General features: G+C 70.4%; 14 protein-coding genes. 8 read left to right on the plus strand and 6 right to left on the minus strand.

Features of this window, described 5'->3' with window-relative positions; all coding sequences use genetic code 11:
• Nucleotides 1–130 precede the first annotated feature (130 nt).
• A complete protein-coding gene (gene fabG / locus ACT54X_RS14925; RefSeq protein ID WP_294372337.1) occupies nucleotides 131–916 on the plus strand; it encodes a 3-oxoacyl-ACP reductase FabG in 786 nt (261 codons plus the stop codon).
• Complete coding sequence (locus tag ACT54X_RS14930; protein ID WP_476347303.1) at nucleotides 913–2,823, plus strand: glycoside hydrolase family 15 protein; 1,911 nt, start codon at nucleotides 913–915, stop codon at nucleotides 2,821–2,823. Before fabG ends, ACT54X_RS14930 begins: the two co-directional genes overlap by 4 nt.
• A gap of 149 nt (nucleotides 2,824–2,972) precedes the next feature.
• Here the strand turns inward: ACT54X_RS14930 and ACT54X_RS14935 are convergent, their stop codons facing one another.
• The 3 genes from ACT54X_RS14935 to ACT54X_RS14945 are packed head-to-tail and all read right to left on the minus strand — an operon-like array spanning nucleotide 2,973 to nucleotide 5,630.
• Nucleotides 2,973–3,854 (minus strand): glyoxalase/bleomycin resistance/dioxygenase family protein, encoded by an 882-nt coding sequence (locus ACT54X_RS14935; RefSeq protein WP_294372330.1) that lies wholly within the window; start codon nucleotides 3,852–3,854, stop codon nucleotides 2,973–2,975.
• Nucleotides 3,855–3,864: 10 nt separating this feature from the next.
• Nucleotides 3,865–4,761: an SMP-30/gluconolactonase/LRE family protein gene (locus ACT54X_RS14940; RefSeq protein WP_294372327.1), complete on the minus strand. Its 897-nt coding sequence runs from the start codon at nucleotides 4,759–4,761 to the stop codon at nucleotides 3,865–3,867.
• Nucleotides 4,762–4,781: 20 nt separating this feature from the next.
• Nucleotides 4,782–5,630: an IclR family transcriptional regulator gene (locus tag ACT54X_RS14945; RefSeq protein WP_017759483.1), complete on the minus strand. Its 849-nt coding sequence runs from the start codon at nucleotides 5,628–5,630 to the stop codon at nucleotides 4,782–4,784.
• A gap of 196 nt (nucleotides 5,631–5,826) precedes the next feature.
• Here ACT54X_RS14945 and ACT54X_RS14950 point away from each other — a divergent pair, with 196 nt between their 5' ends.
• The 4 genes from ACT54X_RS14950 to ACT54X_RS14965 all read left to right on the plus strand — a co-directional run bounded on the left by ACT54X_RS14950 (nucleotide 5,827) and on the right by ACT54X_RS14965 (nucleotide 10,027).
• Entirely contained in the window at nucleotides 5,827–6,510 is a 684-nt protein-coding gene (locus tag ACT54X_RS14950) for a hypothetical protein (RefSeq protein ID WP_294372318.1), read from the plus strand.
• 78 nt (nucleotides 6,511–6,588) lie between these two features.
• Nucleotides 6,589–8,178 carry a GMC family oxidoreductase gene (locus ACT54X_RS14955; protein ID WP_476347308.1) on the plus strand — a complete coding sequence of 530 codons (1,590 nt, stop codon included), beginning with the start codon at nucleotides 6,589–6,591 and terminating at the stop codon, nucleotides 8,176–8,178.
• Nucleotides 8,179–8,222: 44 nt separating this feature from the next.
• Nucleotides 8,223–9,233 carry a TRAP transporter substrate-binding protein gene (locus ACT54X_RS14960; RefSeq protein WP_476347310.1) on the plus strand — a complete coding sequence of 337 codons (1,011 nt, stop codon included), beginning with the start codon at nucleotides 8,223–8,225 and terminating at the stop codon, nucleotides 9,231–9,233.
• A 32-nt stretch (nucleotides 9,234–9,265) separates the two neighbouring features.
• Nucleotides 9,266–10,027, plus strand: coding sequence for an SDR family NAD(P)-dependent oxidoreductase (locus tag ACT54X_RS14965; protein ID WP_476347435.1), 762 nt, complete (start codon nucleotides 9,266–9,268; stop codon nucleotides 10,025–10,027).
• A gap of 7 nt (nucleotides 10,028–10,034) precedes the next feature.
• On the opposite strand, the gene putA is transcribed toward ACT54X_RS14965, so the two are convergent.
• Nucleotides 10,035–13,886: a trifunctional transcriptional regulator/proline dehydrogenase/L-glutamate gamma-semialdehyde dehydrogenase gene (gene putA, locus ACT54X_RS14970; protein ID WP_476347312.1), complete on the minus strand. Its 3,852-nt coding sequence runs from the start codon at nucleotides 13,884–13,886 to the stop codon at nucleotides 10,035–10,037.
• Between the two features lie 86 nt (nucleotides 13,887–13,972).
• Here putA and ACT54X_RS14975 point away from each other — a divergent pair, with 86 nt between their 5' ends.
• The gene (locus ACT54X_RS14975; RefSeq protein ID WP_294372315.1) at nucleotides 13,973–14,467 is read left to right on the plus strand and encodes an Lrp/AsnC ligand binding domain-containing protein; all 495 of its coding nucleotides are present in this window, start codon (nucleotides 13,973–13,975) and stop codon (nucleotides 14,465–14,467) included.
• A 52-nt stretch (nucleotides 14,468–14,519) separates the two neighbouring features.
• Here ACT54X_RS14975 and ACT54X_RS14980 read toward each other — a convergent pair whose 3' ends face one another.
• Nucleotides 14,520–15,542, minus strand: a complete 1,023-nt coding sequence (locus ACT54X_RS14980) for a formylglycine-generating enzyme family protein (protein WP_476347314.1) — start codon at nucleotides 15,540–15,542, stop codon at nucleotides 14,520–14,522.
• A 98-nt stretch (nucleotides 15,543–15,640) separates the two neighbouring features.
• On the opposite strand from ACT54X_RS14980, the gene ACT54X_RS14985 reads away from it, so the two are divergent.
• Complete coding sequence (locus ACT54X_RS14985) at nucleotides 15,641–16,114, plus strand: copper chaperone PCu(A)C (protein ID WP_476347316.1); 474 nt, start codon at nucleotides 15,641–15,643, stop codon at nucleotides 16,112–16,114.
• Nucleotides 16,115–16,119: 5 nt separating this feature from the next.
• On the opposite strand, the gene ACT54X_RS14990 is transcribed toward ACT54X_RS14985, so the two are convergent.
• The gene (locus tag ACT54X_RS14990) at nucleotides 16,120–16,416 is read right to left on the minus strand and encodes a Dabb family protein (protein ID WP_294372312.1); all 297 of its coding nucleotides are present in this window, start codon (nucleotides 16,414–16,416) and stop codon (nucleotides 16,120–16,122) included.
• Between the last annotated feature and the right edge of the window lie 2 nt (nucleotides 16,417–16,418).

The raw sequence follows: 16,418 nt of genomic DNA on the forward strand, positions 1-16,418 counted from the left end.
CGTCCGGACGCTCAGCCGCTGTCTGCCTCGTCCGACGCGCATGGGCCCCGGCCGATGCGCCAATGAATCCGTGCCATCAATGTGGCGCCGCGGCCCCCGCATCGGCGGGCTGTGTCGAACAGGGATTCGCATGGACCTTCATCTCGAACAGAAGCGCGTGCTCGTGACCGGCGGCAGCTCCGGCCTGGGGGCCGCCATCGTCAAGGCCTTCGCCGACGCCGGCGCCCGCGTCGCCATCAATTACCGCTCCAAGCCCGAGGCCGCGGAGGCGCTGGCCGATGCCTGCCGTCACACGCCGGCTGGCCGGCCGATCACGGTGCATGCCGACATCGCCGACGCGCAGGCCGTGGACGGCATGTTCGAGGCGCTCGACCAGGCGTGGGGCGGCATCGATGTGCTGGTCAACAACGCCGGCATCGACGGCGAGCATGCCCTGGCCTGGGAAGCCGATGCGAAGGCCTGGGGCCGCGTGATCGACGTGAACCTCAAGGGGGCCTTCCTGTGCGCGCACCATGCGCTGCGTCGCATGGTGCCGCAGAAGTCGGGCGTGATCCTCAACACCACCAGCGTGCACGAGACCATCGCCTGGAGCGGCTACAGCGCCTACTGCGCCAGCAAGGCCGGCCTCACCATGATGGGCCGCACGCTCGCGCAGGAGGCGGCGCCGCACGGCGTGCGCGTGCTCAGTCTGGCGCCCGGCGCCATCAGGACGCCGATCAACCGCGACGTGTGGGAAGACCCGGAAGGCCATGCCGACCTGCTGCGCAAGATCCCGCTTGGCCGCATGGGGGAGCCGGAGGACATCGCCGACATGGCGGTGGTGCTGGCCTCGCATGCGGCGCGCTACATGACCGGCACCACGGTGTTCGTGGACGGCGGCATGACCGATTACCCCGACTTTGCGCACGGCGGATGAACGGCCCGCGTCCGACCACGACCCCTCGCGCCGCGGTGGCCGAGGGCGAAGCCGCCGTGCCTTCCGTCCCGCACCGCCGCATCGAGGACTACGCGCTCATCGGCAACATGCTGTCGGCGGCGCTGGTGGGCCGCGACGGTGCCATCGACTGGCTGTGCCTGCCGCGCTTCGATTCGCCCGCCTGCTTCGCGGCCTTGCTGGGCGAAGAGCGCCATGGTCGCTGGAAGGTGGCCCCCGTCGACGCAGACCCGCAGGTGAGCCGGCGCTACCTGGCCGACTCGGCGGTGCTGGAGACCCGCTTCCAGACCGCCACCGGCGTGGTCACTGTCACCGACTTCATGCCCCGCAGCGACGACGACCCCGCCCATGTCGACGTGGTGCGCATCGTGGCGGGCGTCGAGGGCGAGGTGGCGATGCAGCTCGACCTGACGGTGCGCTTCGCCCATGGCTGCACGGTGCCGTGGGTGCAACGCAAGGACTATGGCCTCAGCATGGTCGCGGGGCCGGATGCCATCGAGCTGCATGCCGACCTGCCGCTGGAAGGCCACGGCATGAGCACGCGTGCGCGCTTCACCGTACGCGCCGGCGAGCGCGTGCCGATGACGCTGGCCTATCACCCCTCCAACCGGCGCCCGCACTTCGTGGAGGACCGGGACGAATCGCTGGAGCGCACGGTTCTCTGGTGGCACGACTGGGTCGGCCGCGCCACCCTGCCGCCGATGCCGCCGGCTTGGCGCGGCGCCGTGGTGCGCTCGCTCATCACGCTCAAGCTGCTGACCTATGCGCCCACCGGCGCCATCGTCGCGGCGCCCACCACCTCGCTGCCCGAGGCCATCGGTGGCACGCGCAACTGGGACTACCGCTACTGCTGGGTGCGCGACTCCGCGCTCACGCTGTATGCGCTGCTCAATGCCGGCTACCGCGAGGAGGCGCAGCACTGGCGCCAGTGGCTGATGCGCGCCGTGGCCGGCTCGCCGAACCAGCTGCAGATCATGTACGGCATCGGCGGCGAGCGATGGTTGCCCGAGTACGAGTTGCCATGGCTGCCCGGCTTCGAAGGCAGCCGGCCGGTGCGCGTGGGCAACGGCGCCGCGGGCCAGATGCAGATCGACGTGTACGGCGAGCTCATGGACACCCTGCATGCCGCCCGGTGCGCCGAGCTGCAGCCCAATGCCGAGGGCTGGGCCATGCAGAAGGCCCTGCTGGTGCACCTGGAGAAGGTCTGGCGCGAACCGGACCAGGGCATCTGGGAGACACGTGGCCCGCCTCAGGCGTATACCCATTCGCGCCTGATGGCCTGGGTGGCCTTCGACCGCGCGGTCGCTGCTGTGGAACACCATGGCCGGGACGGCCCCGTCGAGCACTGGCGCGAGGTGCGCGACGCCATTCATGCGGACATCTGCGTGCACGGCTTCGACTCGCAGCTCGACACCTTCGTGCAGTACTACGGCGGCAAGAGCCTGGATGCGGGGCTGCTGCTGATGCCGCAGGTGGGCTTCCTGCCGGCCACGGATCCGCGCGTGGCCGGCACCATCGCCGCCATCGAGCACGGGCTGATGCAGGACGGGCTGGTCCAGCGCTATTCGACCGGCGCCACGGACGATGGCGTGGGCGGTCGGGAAGGCGCCTTCCTGGCCTGCAGCTTCTGGCTGGCCGATGCCTATGTGATGGCGGGGCGGCACCACGATGCCGCGGCACTCTTCGACCGCCTGCTGGGCCTGTGCAACGACGTCGGCCTGCTCTCGGAGGAATACGACATGCAGGCCGGCCGGCAACTGGGCAACTTTCCGCAGGCCTTCTCCCACATCGGGCTGATCAACACGGCGCACAACCTGGCGACCGCGCAGGGGCCGGCGCGGCAGCGCGCCGCGCGGTCGGCGCCGGGAGGCCGTGCTCAGAAGGTGTGAGTGAATCCGGCGTGGCCGAGCGGGCTGCGAAAACGCGGCCAATCAAGGCGCAAAGCGCAGCCATAGCTCGGGCTATGGCGAGCATTTGCAACGCCGAGTGGGCGTGTTTTGGCAGGACGAGCGGACATGGCGGGTTCGCTCGCACCTTCTCAGTAGACGCCGTCGAAGTCCTCGCGCCCGCGCCGGTAGTTGACGTTGGTCAGCGCCGTGTCGCGGTTGACGAGCACGCGGTTGTACAGAGGGTGACGGGTGCTGCGCACCTCGTGCTCGACCTGGAAGAGGCGACGACCATCCCGTGGATCACAGATCCACTCGAAGCGCCACTCGTGAGGCGCGTCGTCCCGCGTGAGCAGGCCGTGCTCGCGCAGCCAGGCATGCGGGCTGGCGAAGTCCGCCAGGTAGATCAGGAAGTGGTGGCCGTCGTAGTCCGGCAGTGGCGCTTCGCGCTCGGTGAAGCGCAGGGTCTGGAACAGGCCGGCGCGCACGATGGCCCGGCGACCATTCACCTGCGCAGGGGTCCCGATCACCTGGGTGTAGAAGCGGGCGATGCCGTCCACGGTGCCTGGCGGCACGTCGAAGTCAATATAGACCAGGCCGAGGTGCACGCCATCGAAGGCGTCGGAGGGGGCATGGCAACGCACACGGGTGCCCCAGGGGCAGTACAGGTCGATGCAGTCGGGCCCGTCCATGGCGTCGAACTGCAGGGCGCGGCCGGGCGCCACACGCTGCATCTCTGCCCGGGCAAAGCCGAGGCGTGCGCGCATCGCGTACAGGTCCGGCACCACGAAGCCCAGCGTGCCTCGCAGCAACTGCGACCGGGGCGACGCGCCGCGGCTGGGCAGGTGCACCTGCGTGCGGCCGAAGTTGACCCACATGTTGTCCAGGCCCGTGAACAGGTAGGGGTCGCGCGTGCCGCCCAGCGCGGTCACGTAGAAGAGCGTGGCCAGGCGCTGGTCGTCCACGGTGGCGTTGTAGTGCTCCAGCAGCACGATGTTGCCGATGCTGTCGGCGGCGCGGTCGGGGGCGGTCATCGTCGTTTCCTCAGTGGCCGTGTGCCGGATGGGCGAAGCGGTGTTCGGGCAGGCCGGGCACGTCCACATCGATGGCCAGCACCGAGCCGGCCAGCGGTTCACGCAGCAGCTGCGTGCGATCCAGGAACTTGCGGGCGGTGGTGACGAACAGGGTGCGTCGCTCGGGGCCGCCCAGGCAGACGCAGGTGGGGTTGGTGACCGGCAGCTCGACCACGCGGTCGACCTTGCCGTCGGGCGTGAAGCGGATGACCTTGCCGGCCGCGAAGATCGCGTTCCAGACATGCCCCTGCGCGTCGACGCAGGCGCCGTCGGGTCGCCAGCGTTGCGCGCCATGGTCCACGAAGACGCGCCGGTTCGTGGCCGTGCCGGCGGCCGCGTCGAAGTCGAACTGCCATGTCGTGAATCGGCGCGTGTCCGAGAAGTACAGCCGCCGCTGGTTGGGCGAGAAGGCCACGGTGTTCGACACGATCACGTCGCCGAACTGGCGATGCACGGATCCGTCGGCGTCGACGCGGTAGAACGCACCGTGCGGTCGGTGCAGTTGGTTGTCCATGGTGCCCACCCAGAAGCGGCCCTGCGCGTCGCAGCGGCCGTCGTTGAGCCGGTTGTCCAGCGCGGCGTCTTCCACCTGGCAGAGCGGCTGCAGTTCACCGCGGCCCATGTGGAACAGGTACAACCCCAGGTCGATGCCCAGCAGCACCACGGATGGATCGCGCGTCAGCGCGAGCGAGCCGACGAAGCGCTGCGTGAAGTCGTGGCTGTCGTGGCGGCCGCTCTCCGGATGAAAGCGCTGCAGTCGGCCGCCATCGATGTCCAGCCACAGCAGGGATTGCGTCGCTTCGCACCACAGGGGCGACTCGCCCAGGAGGTCATGGCCGGGAACAAGGCAGCGGATGTCGGTGCTCATGAGGGGCTCCATGTCAGGGGTCATCGTGCGGCGCGCACGGTCTTGCGCGCTGGCGGCGGCGGCTTGTCGCCCACATTGCCCCAGGTGCCCAGGTTGGCCGACTTGAGCAGGGGGGAGGCCGCGCCCGTCGCGGCCAGCTCGTTCGCCGCGGCGAGCAGGGCCGGGCCGAAGCGGTTCATCTTGGCCGTGCTCAGCCGCAGCGACGGACCGGCGATCACCAGCACGCCGGTGGCTGCTTCGCCCTGCCGCTGGATGGGCGCCGCCATCGAGCTCATGCCGGGCGCATACACGTCCTGGATGATGCTGAAGCCCCGCTTGCGGTGCTCGTCGAGCATCTTGAGCAGGGCCCGCACCGAGGTGGGTGCATTGGGACCGAAGTTGCGCGGCGTGCCCAGGCCCTGGCGGCTCACATGCCCGATGGCCAGGTCCTCCGGCAGCGTCATCAGCCAGGCATGGCCGGCCGCGCTGCAGGACAGCCGCAGGTCGATGCCCATGTCGGGGTCATAGAGCAGGCCCGAGCGTGCGCCCTGCGCCTTGGCGATGAGCGTCAGGCGCTCGCCGTCCACGATGGCCAGGCGGACCAGCTCCTCGGTGCTGCGGGCCAGCCGGTCGATCACCGGCTGGGCGATGTCCACCACGCCGGACTTGCCGATGAAGTTGAGCCCCATGGCCGGCAGCCGCGTGGTGAGGGCGTAGTCGCCGCGGGGGGTCTGTCGCACATAGCCGAAGCGCACGAGTTCCTGCAGCGTGCGATGGCAGCCACTGCGCAGCTGGTTGAGCTCGGTCGCGATCTGGCCGAGGCTGACGCCGTCGGGATGGTCGACGAGGTATTCGAGGATGGCCAGTGATTTTTCGAGGGCGCCGCTCATGCCACTTCTTTCGTGGAAGCCATTCAAATTTTGAATCTTATCGCCAAGTTGAATGGCATTCACAACTCTGGCAGCATCCGGCCCAATTTCAGGAACACGGGTTGGAGACGAGTCATGAAGCAAGCGATGGATGGGGCGGCTGCAGGGCGGCTGCGACGGTGCGGCCCGGGCCCGCAGGTCTGCTGAGGGCGCGGCAATGGCAATGCTTGGCAATGCGGCCCTGGCCATGTGGTGGGACATGGCACCGGCGATGCGACCGGACTTCGAGGACTGGCACGCGCACGAACATTTTCCGGAGCGCCTGGGCATCCCGGGCTTCCGACGGGCCAGCCGCTGGTCCTGCGCGGAAGGGGGCGAAGGCGTGTTCGTGCTCTACGAGCTCGAGGACTTCTCGGTGCTCTCGTCGCCGGGCTATGCGGCGCGGCTGAACGCACCCACGCCGTGGTCCACGCGCATGATGCCGCACCACCGGCACATGGTGCGCAGCCAGTGCCGTGTGCTGGGCAGCGAGGGCGCGGTCACGGCGCGCCAGGCGCTCACGGTGCGGCTCTCGCCCGCGCCAGGTCAGGAGGCCGCGCTGCGTGACGCGTTGGGCCGCCTGGGTCGGGAGCTTCGCCTGCGTCCGGGCCTGGTGGGGTTGCACGTGATCCGTCATGAGGCGCCACCGATTGCGCCCACCGAGGAGCAGCGCATGCGCGGCCTGGCCGACCGCTTTGCCGACTGGGTCCTGATCGCCTGTGGCTACGACGCGCAGGCCGTGCAGGCGCTGGCACAGGCCGAGTTGTGCGCCGACGCGCTGCAGGTCCTGGGCGCGCAGGAAGGTGCGGTGCACCAGCGCTTCGCCCTGGCCTATTCGGCCACACCTGGAGACGTGCGATGAGCGTCGCGCGGTGCGCCCGGCCTTCGCCCGGGGCTGCGCATGGCCGCGTCCTTCAGCCATCGACGACCCGTCGGCACCATGGCCTGGGACGCTGAATTCGACTTCGTCGTGGTCGGCGCCGGCAGCGCCGGTTGCGTGCTCGCCGACCGCCTCACGGAGGATGGCCGGCACCGGGTTCTTCTGATCGAGGCTGGCCCGCCCGACCGCAGCCCCTTCATCCACGTACCCGCGGGCTTCCTGCGCCTCATCGACCACCCGCAGCTGAGCTGGCGCTACCGGATGGCCGCCGACCCCGAACTCGGTGGCCGCGAGGTTCCGCTGCCACAGGGCCGCATGCTGGGCGGCACCGGCTCGATGAACGGCATGCTGTACGTGCGCACCTCGCCCGAGGAGCATCGTCGTTGGCTGGCGATGGGCTGCGCCGGCTGGAGCCATGAAGAAGCGCTGGCCTGCTACGCGCGCATCGAGGCGACGCTGCCCGACACGGCCGGGCCTCCGCTGCCCGTGAGCGAGTTCATGGAGACGCATGCACTCAGCGCCGCCTTTCTCGCCGCCTGCGGCGAGGCGGGCATGCGGGTGCGGCCGAGCGTGAATGGCCCGGAGCGAGAAGGCGCGGCGCCCTTCCAGCAGAACCGCCATGGCCGCTTCCGCCGAGGTCCGGCCCAGACCTATTTGCGCCGTGCGCGGCGCCGCCCCAATCTTCGGATCATGACCGGGGCGCTGGCGCAGCAGGTGCTGTTCGACGGCATGCAGGCGGTCGGCGTACAGGTGCGGCACCAGGGCCGCATCGAGCAGTTGCGGGCGCGGCGCGAGGTGATCGTGGCCTGCGGCGCGATCCGCTCGCCGCACCTGCTGCAGCTGTCGGGCATCGGCCCGGCCGAGCTGCTGCGCACGCTGGGCGTGCCCATCGTGGCCGATCGCCCTGCCGTGGGCGAGAACCTGCGCGACCACTACTCGGTGCGGCTGACCCAGCGCGTACGCGGCATCCGCACGCTGAACGAGCGCACCCATGGCCTGGCGATGCTGGGAGAACTGGCGCGTTACGCCGTGCAGGGCCGGGGACTGCTCACGCTGGGCGCCAGCACCTGCGCCGCCTTCGCGCGCAGCGATGCCGGACAGTCCTTTCCCGATCTTCAGCTGAGCTTCGCGCCGGCCAGCTTCGAGCCGGGGACCTACCGGCTCGAACAGGCGCCGGGCATGACCATCAATGTCTACCAGTCCCTGCCCGAGAGCCGCGGCACCGTGCGGGCGCGCTCGCGGGACGCAGCCCAACCGCCACACATCGCGGCCCGTTACCTGAGCCATGAGGCCGACCGCGCCGCCGTCGTGGCCGGACTGCGGCTGGGCCGCCGTTTGTTCGCCATGCCGGCGCTGCGGCAATGGGGCATCCAGGAGACGCTGCCGGGCCCCGCCGTCGACGACGACGCGGCCCTGCTGCGCTATGCCCTCGACCGCGGCGTCTCGGGCTACCACCTCGTCGGCACCTGCCGCATGGGCGGCGACGAGGACTCGGTCGTCGATCCGCAGCTGCGGGTGCGTGGCACCCGGGGTCTGCGGGTCGTCGATGCCTCGGTCATGCCTACCTGCACCTCGGGCAATTCCAACGCGCCGACGCTGATGGTGGCCGAACGCGGCGCAGCGATGGTGCTGGCCGCGCACCGGGCCTGACCCTGCGCCTTCTTTTCCCTTCCCAACCAGAACAGGAGACCTCCGTGAAGCTCATTCAATTGATCCGTGCGGCCGCGATCGCGCTCGCCTGCGCCACCACGGCCCATGCCCAGTCGCCAGCGCCGATTACGCTGCGCTTCGGCCATGTGGTGCAGCCGGGCCATCCGATCTCGCTGGGCGCGCAGAAGCTTGCCGAGATCCTCAACACGCGCAGCAACGGGCGCATCAAGCTGATGGAACTGGGCGGCGGCTCCATCGGCGGCGAGGCGCAGCAGCTCAGCGCCGTGCAGGGCGGCGTGCAGGACGTCACCCTGCCCTCCGCCACCATCATGGGCGGGGTGATCAAGGAGTTCACGCTGCTGGACATTCCCTTTTCCTTCAACAGCGCGCAGCAGGTCGATGCGCTGCTGCAGGGGCCCTTCGGCCAGCTGCTGATGAGCCGCCTGCCCGACAAGGGCATGGTCGGCCTGGACTTCTGGGAGACGGGCTTTCGCAACTTCACCAACAGCCGCAAGCCCATCGTCAATGTCGAGGACCTCAAGGGCCTGAAGCTGCGGGTCATTCCCAACCCGCTGTTCCTCGACAGCTTCGCGGCCCTGGGCACCAACCCGGCGCCCATGCCCTTCCCCGAGCTGTATGGTGCGCTGGAGTCCCGCGCCATGGACGCGCAGGAAAACCCGTTCTCCGTGGTGCTGACCAGCAAGTTCTACGAGGTGCAGAAGTACCTGAGCGTGACCAACCATGTGTACACCGCCAACCCGGTGGTGATCAGCCGCAAGACCTGGGAGAAGCTCTCGCCCGCGGACCAGCAGCTCGTCAAGGCGGCCGTGCAGGAAGCGGGCGCCTTCCAGCGCCAGACCAGCCGGGAGGCCTCCACCGTGGCCCGCAAGGAGCTGGAGTCGAAGATGCAGGTCAACGACGTGCCGCCCGCCACGCTGGCGCGCATGCGTGAGCTGACCAAGCCCGTGGGCGAGAAGTTCGCCGCTTCCTACGACCAGAGCGTCGTCAAGGTCTACCGCGCGGAGCTCGAGAAGGTCCACGCCAGCGTCAAGTGAGTGCCACTTCCATGGCCGCAACGGCACTGTGCATTCCGGACCTGCGGAGCCAGGTGGCGCTGGTGACCGGCGCCAGCCTGGGCATCGGCGCGGCCGTAGCGCGCGCCTGCGGTGCCCAGGGCATGCGGGTGGCGGTGCACTTCCACAGCTCGCGCGGTCCCGCCGAGGCGGTGGCCGCCGACATCGAGTCCGCCGGCGGACAGGCGCTGCTGGTGCAGGGCGATGTGCGCGACCCCGCGGCGATCGCGCGTTGCGTGGCCGAGGTGGAGGCCGCCTTCGGCGAGATCGCGGTGCTGGTCAACAACGCGGGCAGCATGGTGGCGCGGGTGCCGTTGGCGGACCAGTCGGACGCCTTCTTCGACGAGGTCATGCACACCAACGGCCGTTCGGTGGTGGCCTTCACGCGCGCGGTGCTGCCTGGCATGCGGCGACGCGGCGGTGGCAGCGTGGTGAGCACGACCTCGGTGTCGGCCCGCAGCGGCGGCACGGCCGGTGCGTCGCTCTATGCCGCGTCGAAGGGCTTCGTGAGCACACTGACGCGCTCGCTGGCCCGTGAGCTGGCCGCCGACCGCATCCGGGTGAATGCGGTGGCGCCGGGCGTGATCCAGACGCCGCTGCAGGACAAGTTCTCGACGCCGGAGATGCTCCGCGGCTTTACCGCAGGCATTCCGCTCGGCCGCATCGGCACGCCGGAGGACTGCGTGGGCGCCTACCTGTACCTCGCCTCGGAGGCGCTGTCGGGCTACATGACCGGGCAGATGCTCGAGGTCAACGGCGGGCAGCTGATGCCCTGAGCATCGATCAACCCATCGTCATCAGGCTGGCATTGCCGCCCGCGGCGGCGGTGTTGACGCTCAGCGAACGCTCGCTGAGCAATGCAGCGAGCACCGTGTCGGTATCTGCCGGCGGCCAGGGATCCAGTGCGACGATGGGCCCCTGGCGCTCGGCCAGCTGACGGGCCACGGCCAGCCGCTGTGCTGCGTCGCCCTCGTGAAGGACCCGTTCGAGCACTGGGCCGTCCGCGCCCAACGGATCGGCGGCGAGCGTCACACGGGCCTGCACGCTCGCTGGCAGCCCGGCAAGCAGTGAGGCCGTCGATGGGCTGGCGGGCCATACGGCGCGGCTTCCGGCGGCCAGCACGGCTGCGAGTTGTGCCAGGCGCGAGGGGTCGTCCTGCGCCAGGCACAGCACCTCGGTACGCGGATGCAGGGCGTAGCGGTTGCGCTCGCCCGTCGGCCCGTCGAGCAGCCAGGCCGTGGTGCGCGGCATGGCGTGGTGCAGCTGCGCGCACTGCTCGGCGAGCTGCGCGTCGCCTGTGCTGCGGGCCCAGTCCTGCAGGGCCCGCAGCGGCGCGCGGTCCGCCGCGGTCATTTCGTCGGCCTTGGCGTTTGGCAGCGCGCAGGCGACGGCGCCGGCCAGGAAGCCTCTAGGCCGTTGCGCCAGCAGCCGGTACAGGTACAGCGGCCCGCCGGCCTTGGGCCCGGTGCCCGACAGGCCTTCGCCACCGAAGGGCTGCACGCCCACCACGGCGCCCACGATGTTGCGGTTCACATAGACATTGCCCACCGGCGCGGCCTGCACCACACGCTCGATGGTCTCGTCGATGCGGGTGTGCAGGCCCAGGGTCAGGCCATATCCCGTTGCGGCGATCTGTGCGAGGAGCGCGTTGAGTTCGGGGCGCCGCCAGCGCAGCACATGCAGCACCGGGCCGAAGACCTCGCGCTGCAGCTCGGCCAGGCTGTCGATCTCGATCAGCGTGGGTGGCACGAAGGTGCCCTTCGCCGTGGCGCCCGTGCTCGCGCGGCCGGCGCGTTGCACGCGGCGGCCGCGTGCCTGCATGGCCTGCACATGGGCCTCAATGCCGGCCTGCGCCTCGGCGTCGATGACCGGGCCGACATCGGTGGGCAGCAGCGCAGGATCGCCCAGGTTCAGCTCGGCCATGGCGCCGCGCAGCATGTGCAGCAGCGCGTCGGCCGACTCCTCCTGCACGCACAGCACGCGCAGCGCCGAGCAACGCTGGCCCGCGCTGTCGAAGGCCGAGGCCAGCACGTCGGCCACCACCTGCTCGGTGAGCGCGGACGAGTCCACGATCATGGCGTTCTGCCCGCCCGTTTCGGCGATCAGTGGAACGGGGCCGCCATGTGCGCCGAGTCGCTGCGCGAGGCTGCGCTGCAGCAGGCGCGCGACCTCGGTGGAGCCGGTGAACATCACGCCCTGCACGCGGCCGTCGGCCACCAGTGCAGCACCGACTGTCTCGCCGTCGCCGGGCAGCAACTGCAACGCCGCGCGGGGGATGCCGCCCTCGTACAACAAGCGCACGGCCTCGGCCGCGATCAGCGGCGTCTGCTCGGCGGGCTTGGCGAGCACCGGGTTGCCGGCCGCGAGTGCGGCGGCGATCTGGCCGGTGAGGATGGCCAGCGGGAAGTTCCAGGGGCTGATGCACACGACAGGGCCCAGCGGCGCGTGGTCGTCGCCCTGCAGCGCGCGGCGGGCCTGGCCGGCGTAGAAGCGCAGGAAGTCGATGGCCTCGCGCACTTCGGCGATGCCGTTGGCGAAGGTCTTGCCGGCCTCGCGGGAGAGCAGCGCGACCAGCCGTGGCATGCGGGCCTGCATCAGATCGGCCGCGCGTTCGAGCGAAGCGGCGCGCTCTGCGGGCGGCGTGTCGGCCCAGGGGCCGGCGAAGTCGTGCGCTGCGGCCAGCGCGGCGGCCACGTCGTCGGGCGTGGCGGGCCGCACGATGCCGACGATGTCGTCGTGGCCGGCGGGGTTACGAACGGGCAAGGGTGCGGAGGTGGATGTGTTCGTCGTGGCCAGATGGTCGACGGCCGAAGGGGCTGCCAGCGGCGCCACCGTCGCCTGTGGCCCACCCGCGACCATCGGCGCGGCCTGCCAGTCGATGCGCCTGCTTTCGGCCACGGCCGCGTCCAGCTTCGTCAGTTGCGCGTCGTCCGCCAGGTCCATGCCCTGCGAATTGGCGCGCGCCTCGCCGTACAGCCGCAGCGGATGGGCGATGGCCGGGTGCGGGGTGCCGGCTCGGCCCTCCCTGGTCGCCAGTCGGTCCACGGTGGCGACCGGGTCTTCCACCAGCGCCTCGATGGGCAGCGTGCAGTCGGCAATGCGATGCACGAAGGAAGTGTTGGCGCCGTTCTCCAGCAGGCGGCGCACCAGGTAGGCCAGCAGCGTCTCGTGGGTGCCCACGGGCGCATAGATGCGGCAGGGCCGGCCCAGGCGGCCGTCCTCGGTGCGGCCCACCACCTGCTCGTACAGTGGCTCGCCCATGCCGTGCAGGCACTGGAACTCGTACTGGCCCGGCTGCCAGCGGGACGGATCGGCCATCGTGTAAATGGCCGCCAGGGTGTGGGCGTTGTGGGTGGCGAACTGCGGATATACCTGCGCGGGCGCGGCCAGCAGCCTGCGTGCGCAGGCCAGGTAGGCCACGTCGGTGTGCGCCTTGCGGGTGTAGACCGGAAAGCCGTCCTGCCCGTCCACCTGCGCGCGCTTGATCTCGCTGTCCCAGTAGGCGCCCTTGACGAGGCGCACCATCAGCCGCCGGCCGCTGCGCGCAGCCAGGTCGATGAGGAAGTCGATGACGAAGGGGCAGCGCTTCTGATAAGCCTGCACCACGAAGCCCAGGCCGTTCCACCCCGCCAGGGCCGGCTCGAAGCACAGGCGCTCCAGCAGGTCGAGCGACAGTTCCAGACGGTCGGCCTCTTCTGCGTCGATGTTGAGGCCGATGTCGTGCTGCCGGGCCAGGGCGCTCAGGTCGCGCAGCACCGGGTACAGCTCATTCATCACCCGCGACTTCTGCGCCCGGCTGTAGCGCGCATGCAGGGCCGAGAGCTTGATCGAGATGCCCGGCCCGTCGATGGGCCCGCGGCCGGCGGAGGCCTGTCCGATTGAACGGATGGCCTCTTCGTAGGCGCGGCGGTAGCGCGCGGCGTCCTCGGCGGTCATGGCGGCTTCGCCCAGCATGTCGTAGGAGTGGCGAAAGCCTTGCGCCTCCAGGGGGCGCGCCTTCGTCAGCGCCTCGGCGATGGTCTGGCCGGTGACGAACTGCTCGCCCATCATGCGCATGGCCAGGTCCACGCCCTTGCGGATCAGCGGCTCGCCGCCCTTGGCCACCAGCCGGCCGAGCTGGGCCGAGAGACCTGTCTCGCTGTGCGTGGCCACCAGCCGGCCCGTCAGCAGCAGGCCCCAGCTGGCGGCGTTGACGAACAGCGAGGGGCTGCGGCCGAGGTGGGCCTGCCATTCGCCCTGGGCGATCTTGTCGCGGATGAGGGCATCGCGGGTGGCCGCATCGGGAATGCGCAGCAGCGCCTCGGCCAGGCACATCAGGGCGACGCCCTCCTGCGAAGACAGGGTGTATTCCTGCAGCAGGCCCTGCACCAGGCCGCTGCGGCCGCTGCCCGTGCCGCGCTCGCGCAGGTGCTGGGCCAGGCGGCAGGCGAGTTCGTGGGTGGCGCGGGCCTGTGCGGGCGACAGGCGGGCCTCGCCCAGCAATGCCTGGACCGCCGTGGCCTCGTCCTGCCGGCAGGCCCCGGCGACGGCATGGCGCAGGCGCGGTGCCATGGTGGCTGCATCGATGGTGCCGCTGCCGGCATGGTGTGCAGCGGGGTCGGCGACGGTCGGTCGAGGCGTGGAGAGGGCAGTCATGGCAGTCCCGCAGATGGGTGCTGGGTTAGCGGATGCCTGAATAATCCCGCAGACTTCGCCGAATATTCGTTCAAATTCTTCTCATCATGCCGAACAAACCACTGGACGCAGCACCGGAGCTGGACCGCCTGGACCTGCGCATCCTGGCCACGTTGCAGGCCGACGGCCGAATCACCAACGTCAAGCTGGCCGAGACCATCGGCCTCTCGCCCACGGCGGTGCTGGCGCGAGTGCAGCGGCTCACCGACGAGGGCTACATCCTGGGTTATGAGGCGCGGCTGAACCCGCTCAAGCTGGGCGCGGGGATGCTGGTCTTTGTCGAGGTGCTGCTGGACCGCACCACGCCCAACGTGTTCGACGCCTTCAAGGCCGCGGTGCAGGTGCACCCGGAGATCATGGAGTGCCACATGGTGGCCGGTGGCTTCGACTACCTGCTCAAGACCCGCAGCGCCGACATGGCCGACTACCGGCGCTTTGCGGGCGCGGTGCTGTGGCAACTGCCGGGCGTGCGCGAGACGCGGACCTATGCGGTGATGGAAGAGGTCAAGGACTCGGCCCGGCTGCATCTGCCAGGAGGCTGATGCCGGCGAGGTCGTGCGCTGCGGAACGCACCCTGGCGCCGATCCGCAAGGCTCAGGGCGCGGCCTCACGCACCAGCCGGATGCCGACCAGCGTGTAGCGCGTGTCCGGCGCATTCCAGTTGCGGTAGCTGGCGCGGGCATAGAAGGGCCAGGTGTGCCACGAGCCGCCGCGCCGCACCCGCACCGAACCATCGGCAGGGCCCTGCGGATCGTCGTCGGGCGAGCGGGCGTAGTAGTCCTCGCCGTACCAGTCGGCCACCCATTCCCAGGCGTTGCCGTGCATGTCGTACAGGCCCCAGGCATTGGGGGCGCCGCTGCCCACCGGCGCCGTGAAGGCGAAGCCATCGTCGGCCGGCAGGGCCATGGTCTTCCATTGCGGCCAGTAGGCCGCCGTGCGCTGGTCGAAGACGTTGGCCGCGCCGCGCAGCGAGGCCGGGTCGTCGCCGGTGTTGTAGCGGGTGCGGGTGCCGGCCCGGCAGGCGTATTCCCATTCGGCCTCGGTCGGCAGGCGGTAGCGGCGGCCCTCGGTGCGGCTGAGCCACGCGGCCAGGGCCTGCGCGTCGTTCCAGGTGACGTTGACCACCGGGTGGTCGTCGCCCTGCGCAAAGCCGGGGTTGTTCCAGGCATAGCGTGGGTCGCGGCCTTCGAAGGCGTCGCCGCGCGCGGTCTTGGCGGGGTCGTAGTCGGCGCGCCAGCCATAGCCGCCGGTGCCATCGGCGATGGATTCCGGCACGTAGCCCGAGCGTTCGAGGAAGCGGCGGAACTGGCCCACCGTGACCTCGTGCTGGCCCATCCAGAAGGCGTGCGTGATGCGCACCTTGTGCACCGGGCCTTCGTCACCCAGCTGGGCAAAGCGCTCGGGCGGCAGCTGCGGAAAGTCGCGGGCCAGGGTGGCGGCCGGCTCCTCGCTGCCCATCAGGAACTCGCCCGCAGGGATGCGGACGAAGCGCATGCCCAGGCTGTTCGTCTGCACGGCGGGCGCCCCGGCCGACGGCGGTGGCGCGGCGAGGGGAACCGCGCATCCGGCAACGGCCAGCGCGGCAGACACGATCCAGAGGCGGCGGCGGAAGTCCATCGGCCCATGCTAGCCAGGGCCCGGGATGGCGCCAACTGGGCGAACGGCCGAGCCCTGCCGCTATTCTTCGGACGTCTTCTTTCTGCCGGAGCCCTGCCATGCCTTCCCTCATCCGCCCGTTGGCCCTTGCCGCTGCCCTCCTGGCCGTCGCCTCTGCCCATGCCCAGGTCACCGTCAAGGACGCCTGGGTGCGCGCCACCGTGCCGCAGCAGAAGGCCACGGGCGCCTTCATGCAACTGCAGTCGGCGCAGGATGCGCGGCTGGTGTCGGTGAGCACGCCGCTCACCGCCAGCGCCGAGGTCCACGAGATGGCGCTGCAGGACAACATGATGCGGATGCGGTCGATGCCTGCGCTGGACTTGCCCGCTGGCAAGCCGGTGGAACTCAAGCCCGGCGGCTACCACGTGATGCTGATGGACCTGAAGCAGCAGGTGAAGGAAGGCGAGACGGTGCCGCTCACGCTGGTCTTCGAAGGCAAGGACGGCAAGCGCCAGACGGTGCAGGTGCAGGCGCCGGTGCGGCCGCTGCGGCCCGAGGCCATGCCGATGCAGCACGGCGAGCACAAGCACTGAGGCTGTCAGCGCCAGTGGCCGGAGTCGAAGACCACCAGTCGCTCCGTCCGACCGGCCATGAAGGCCTTCATCTCCTGGTGCACGGCGCTGACCTGGTAGCGCTCGTGGGCCGCCTCGTCGTCGAAGCAGGCGACCACCGCATGGCTGAAGCCTTGCGCGCGGCTGGCCTCGTTGGGCGCGTAGAGGTAGCTCACCAGGCCGGGTGAGCCCGCGCGGACCTGCGCCGCGAAGTCCTGCACGCGCTGGTGGAAGGCGTCATCGGTGCCCGGCTTGAAGGCCATCAGGACGGCATGGATGAACATGG

The organism is Pseudacidovorax sp. DMC4 (assembly GCF_056314265.1).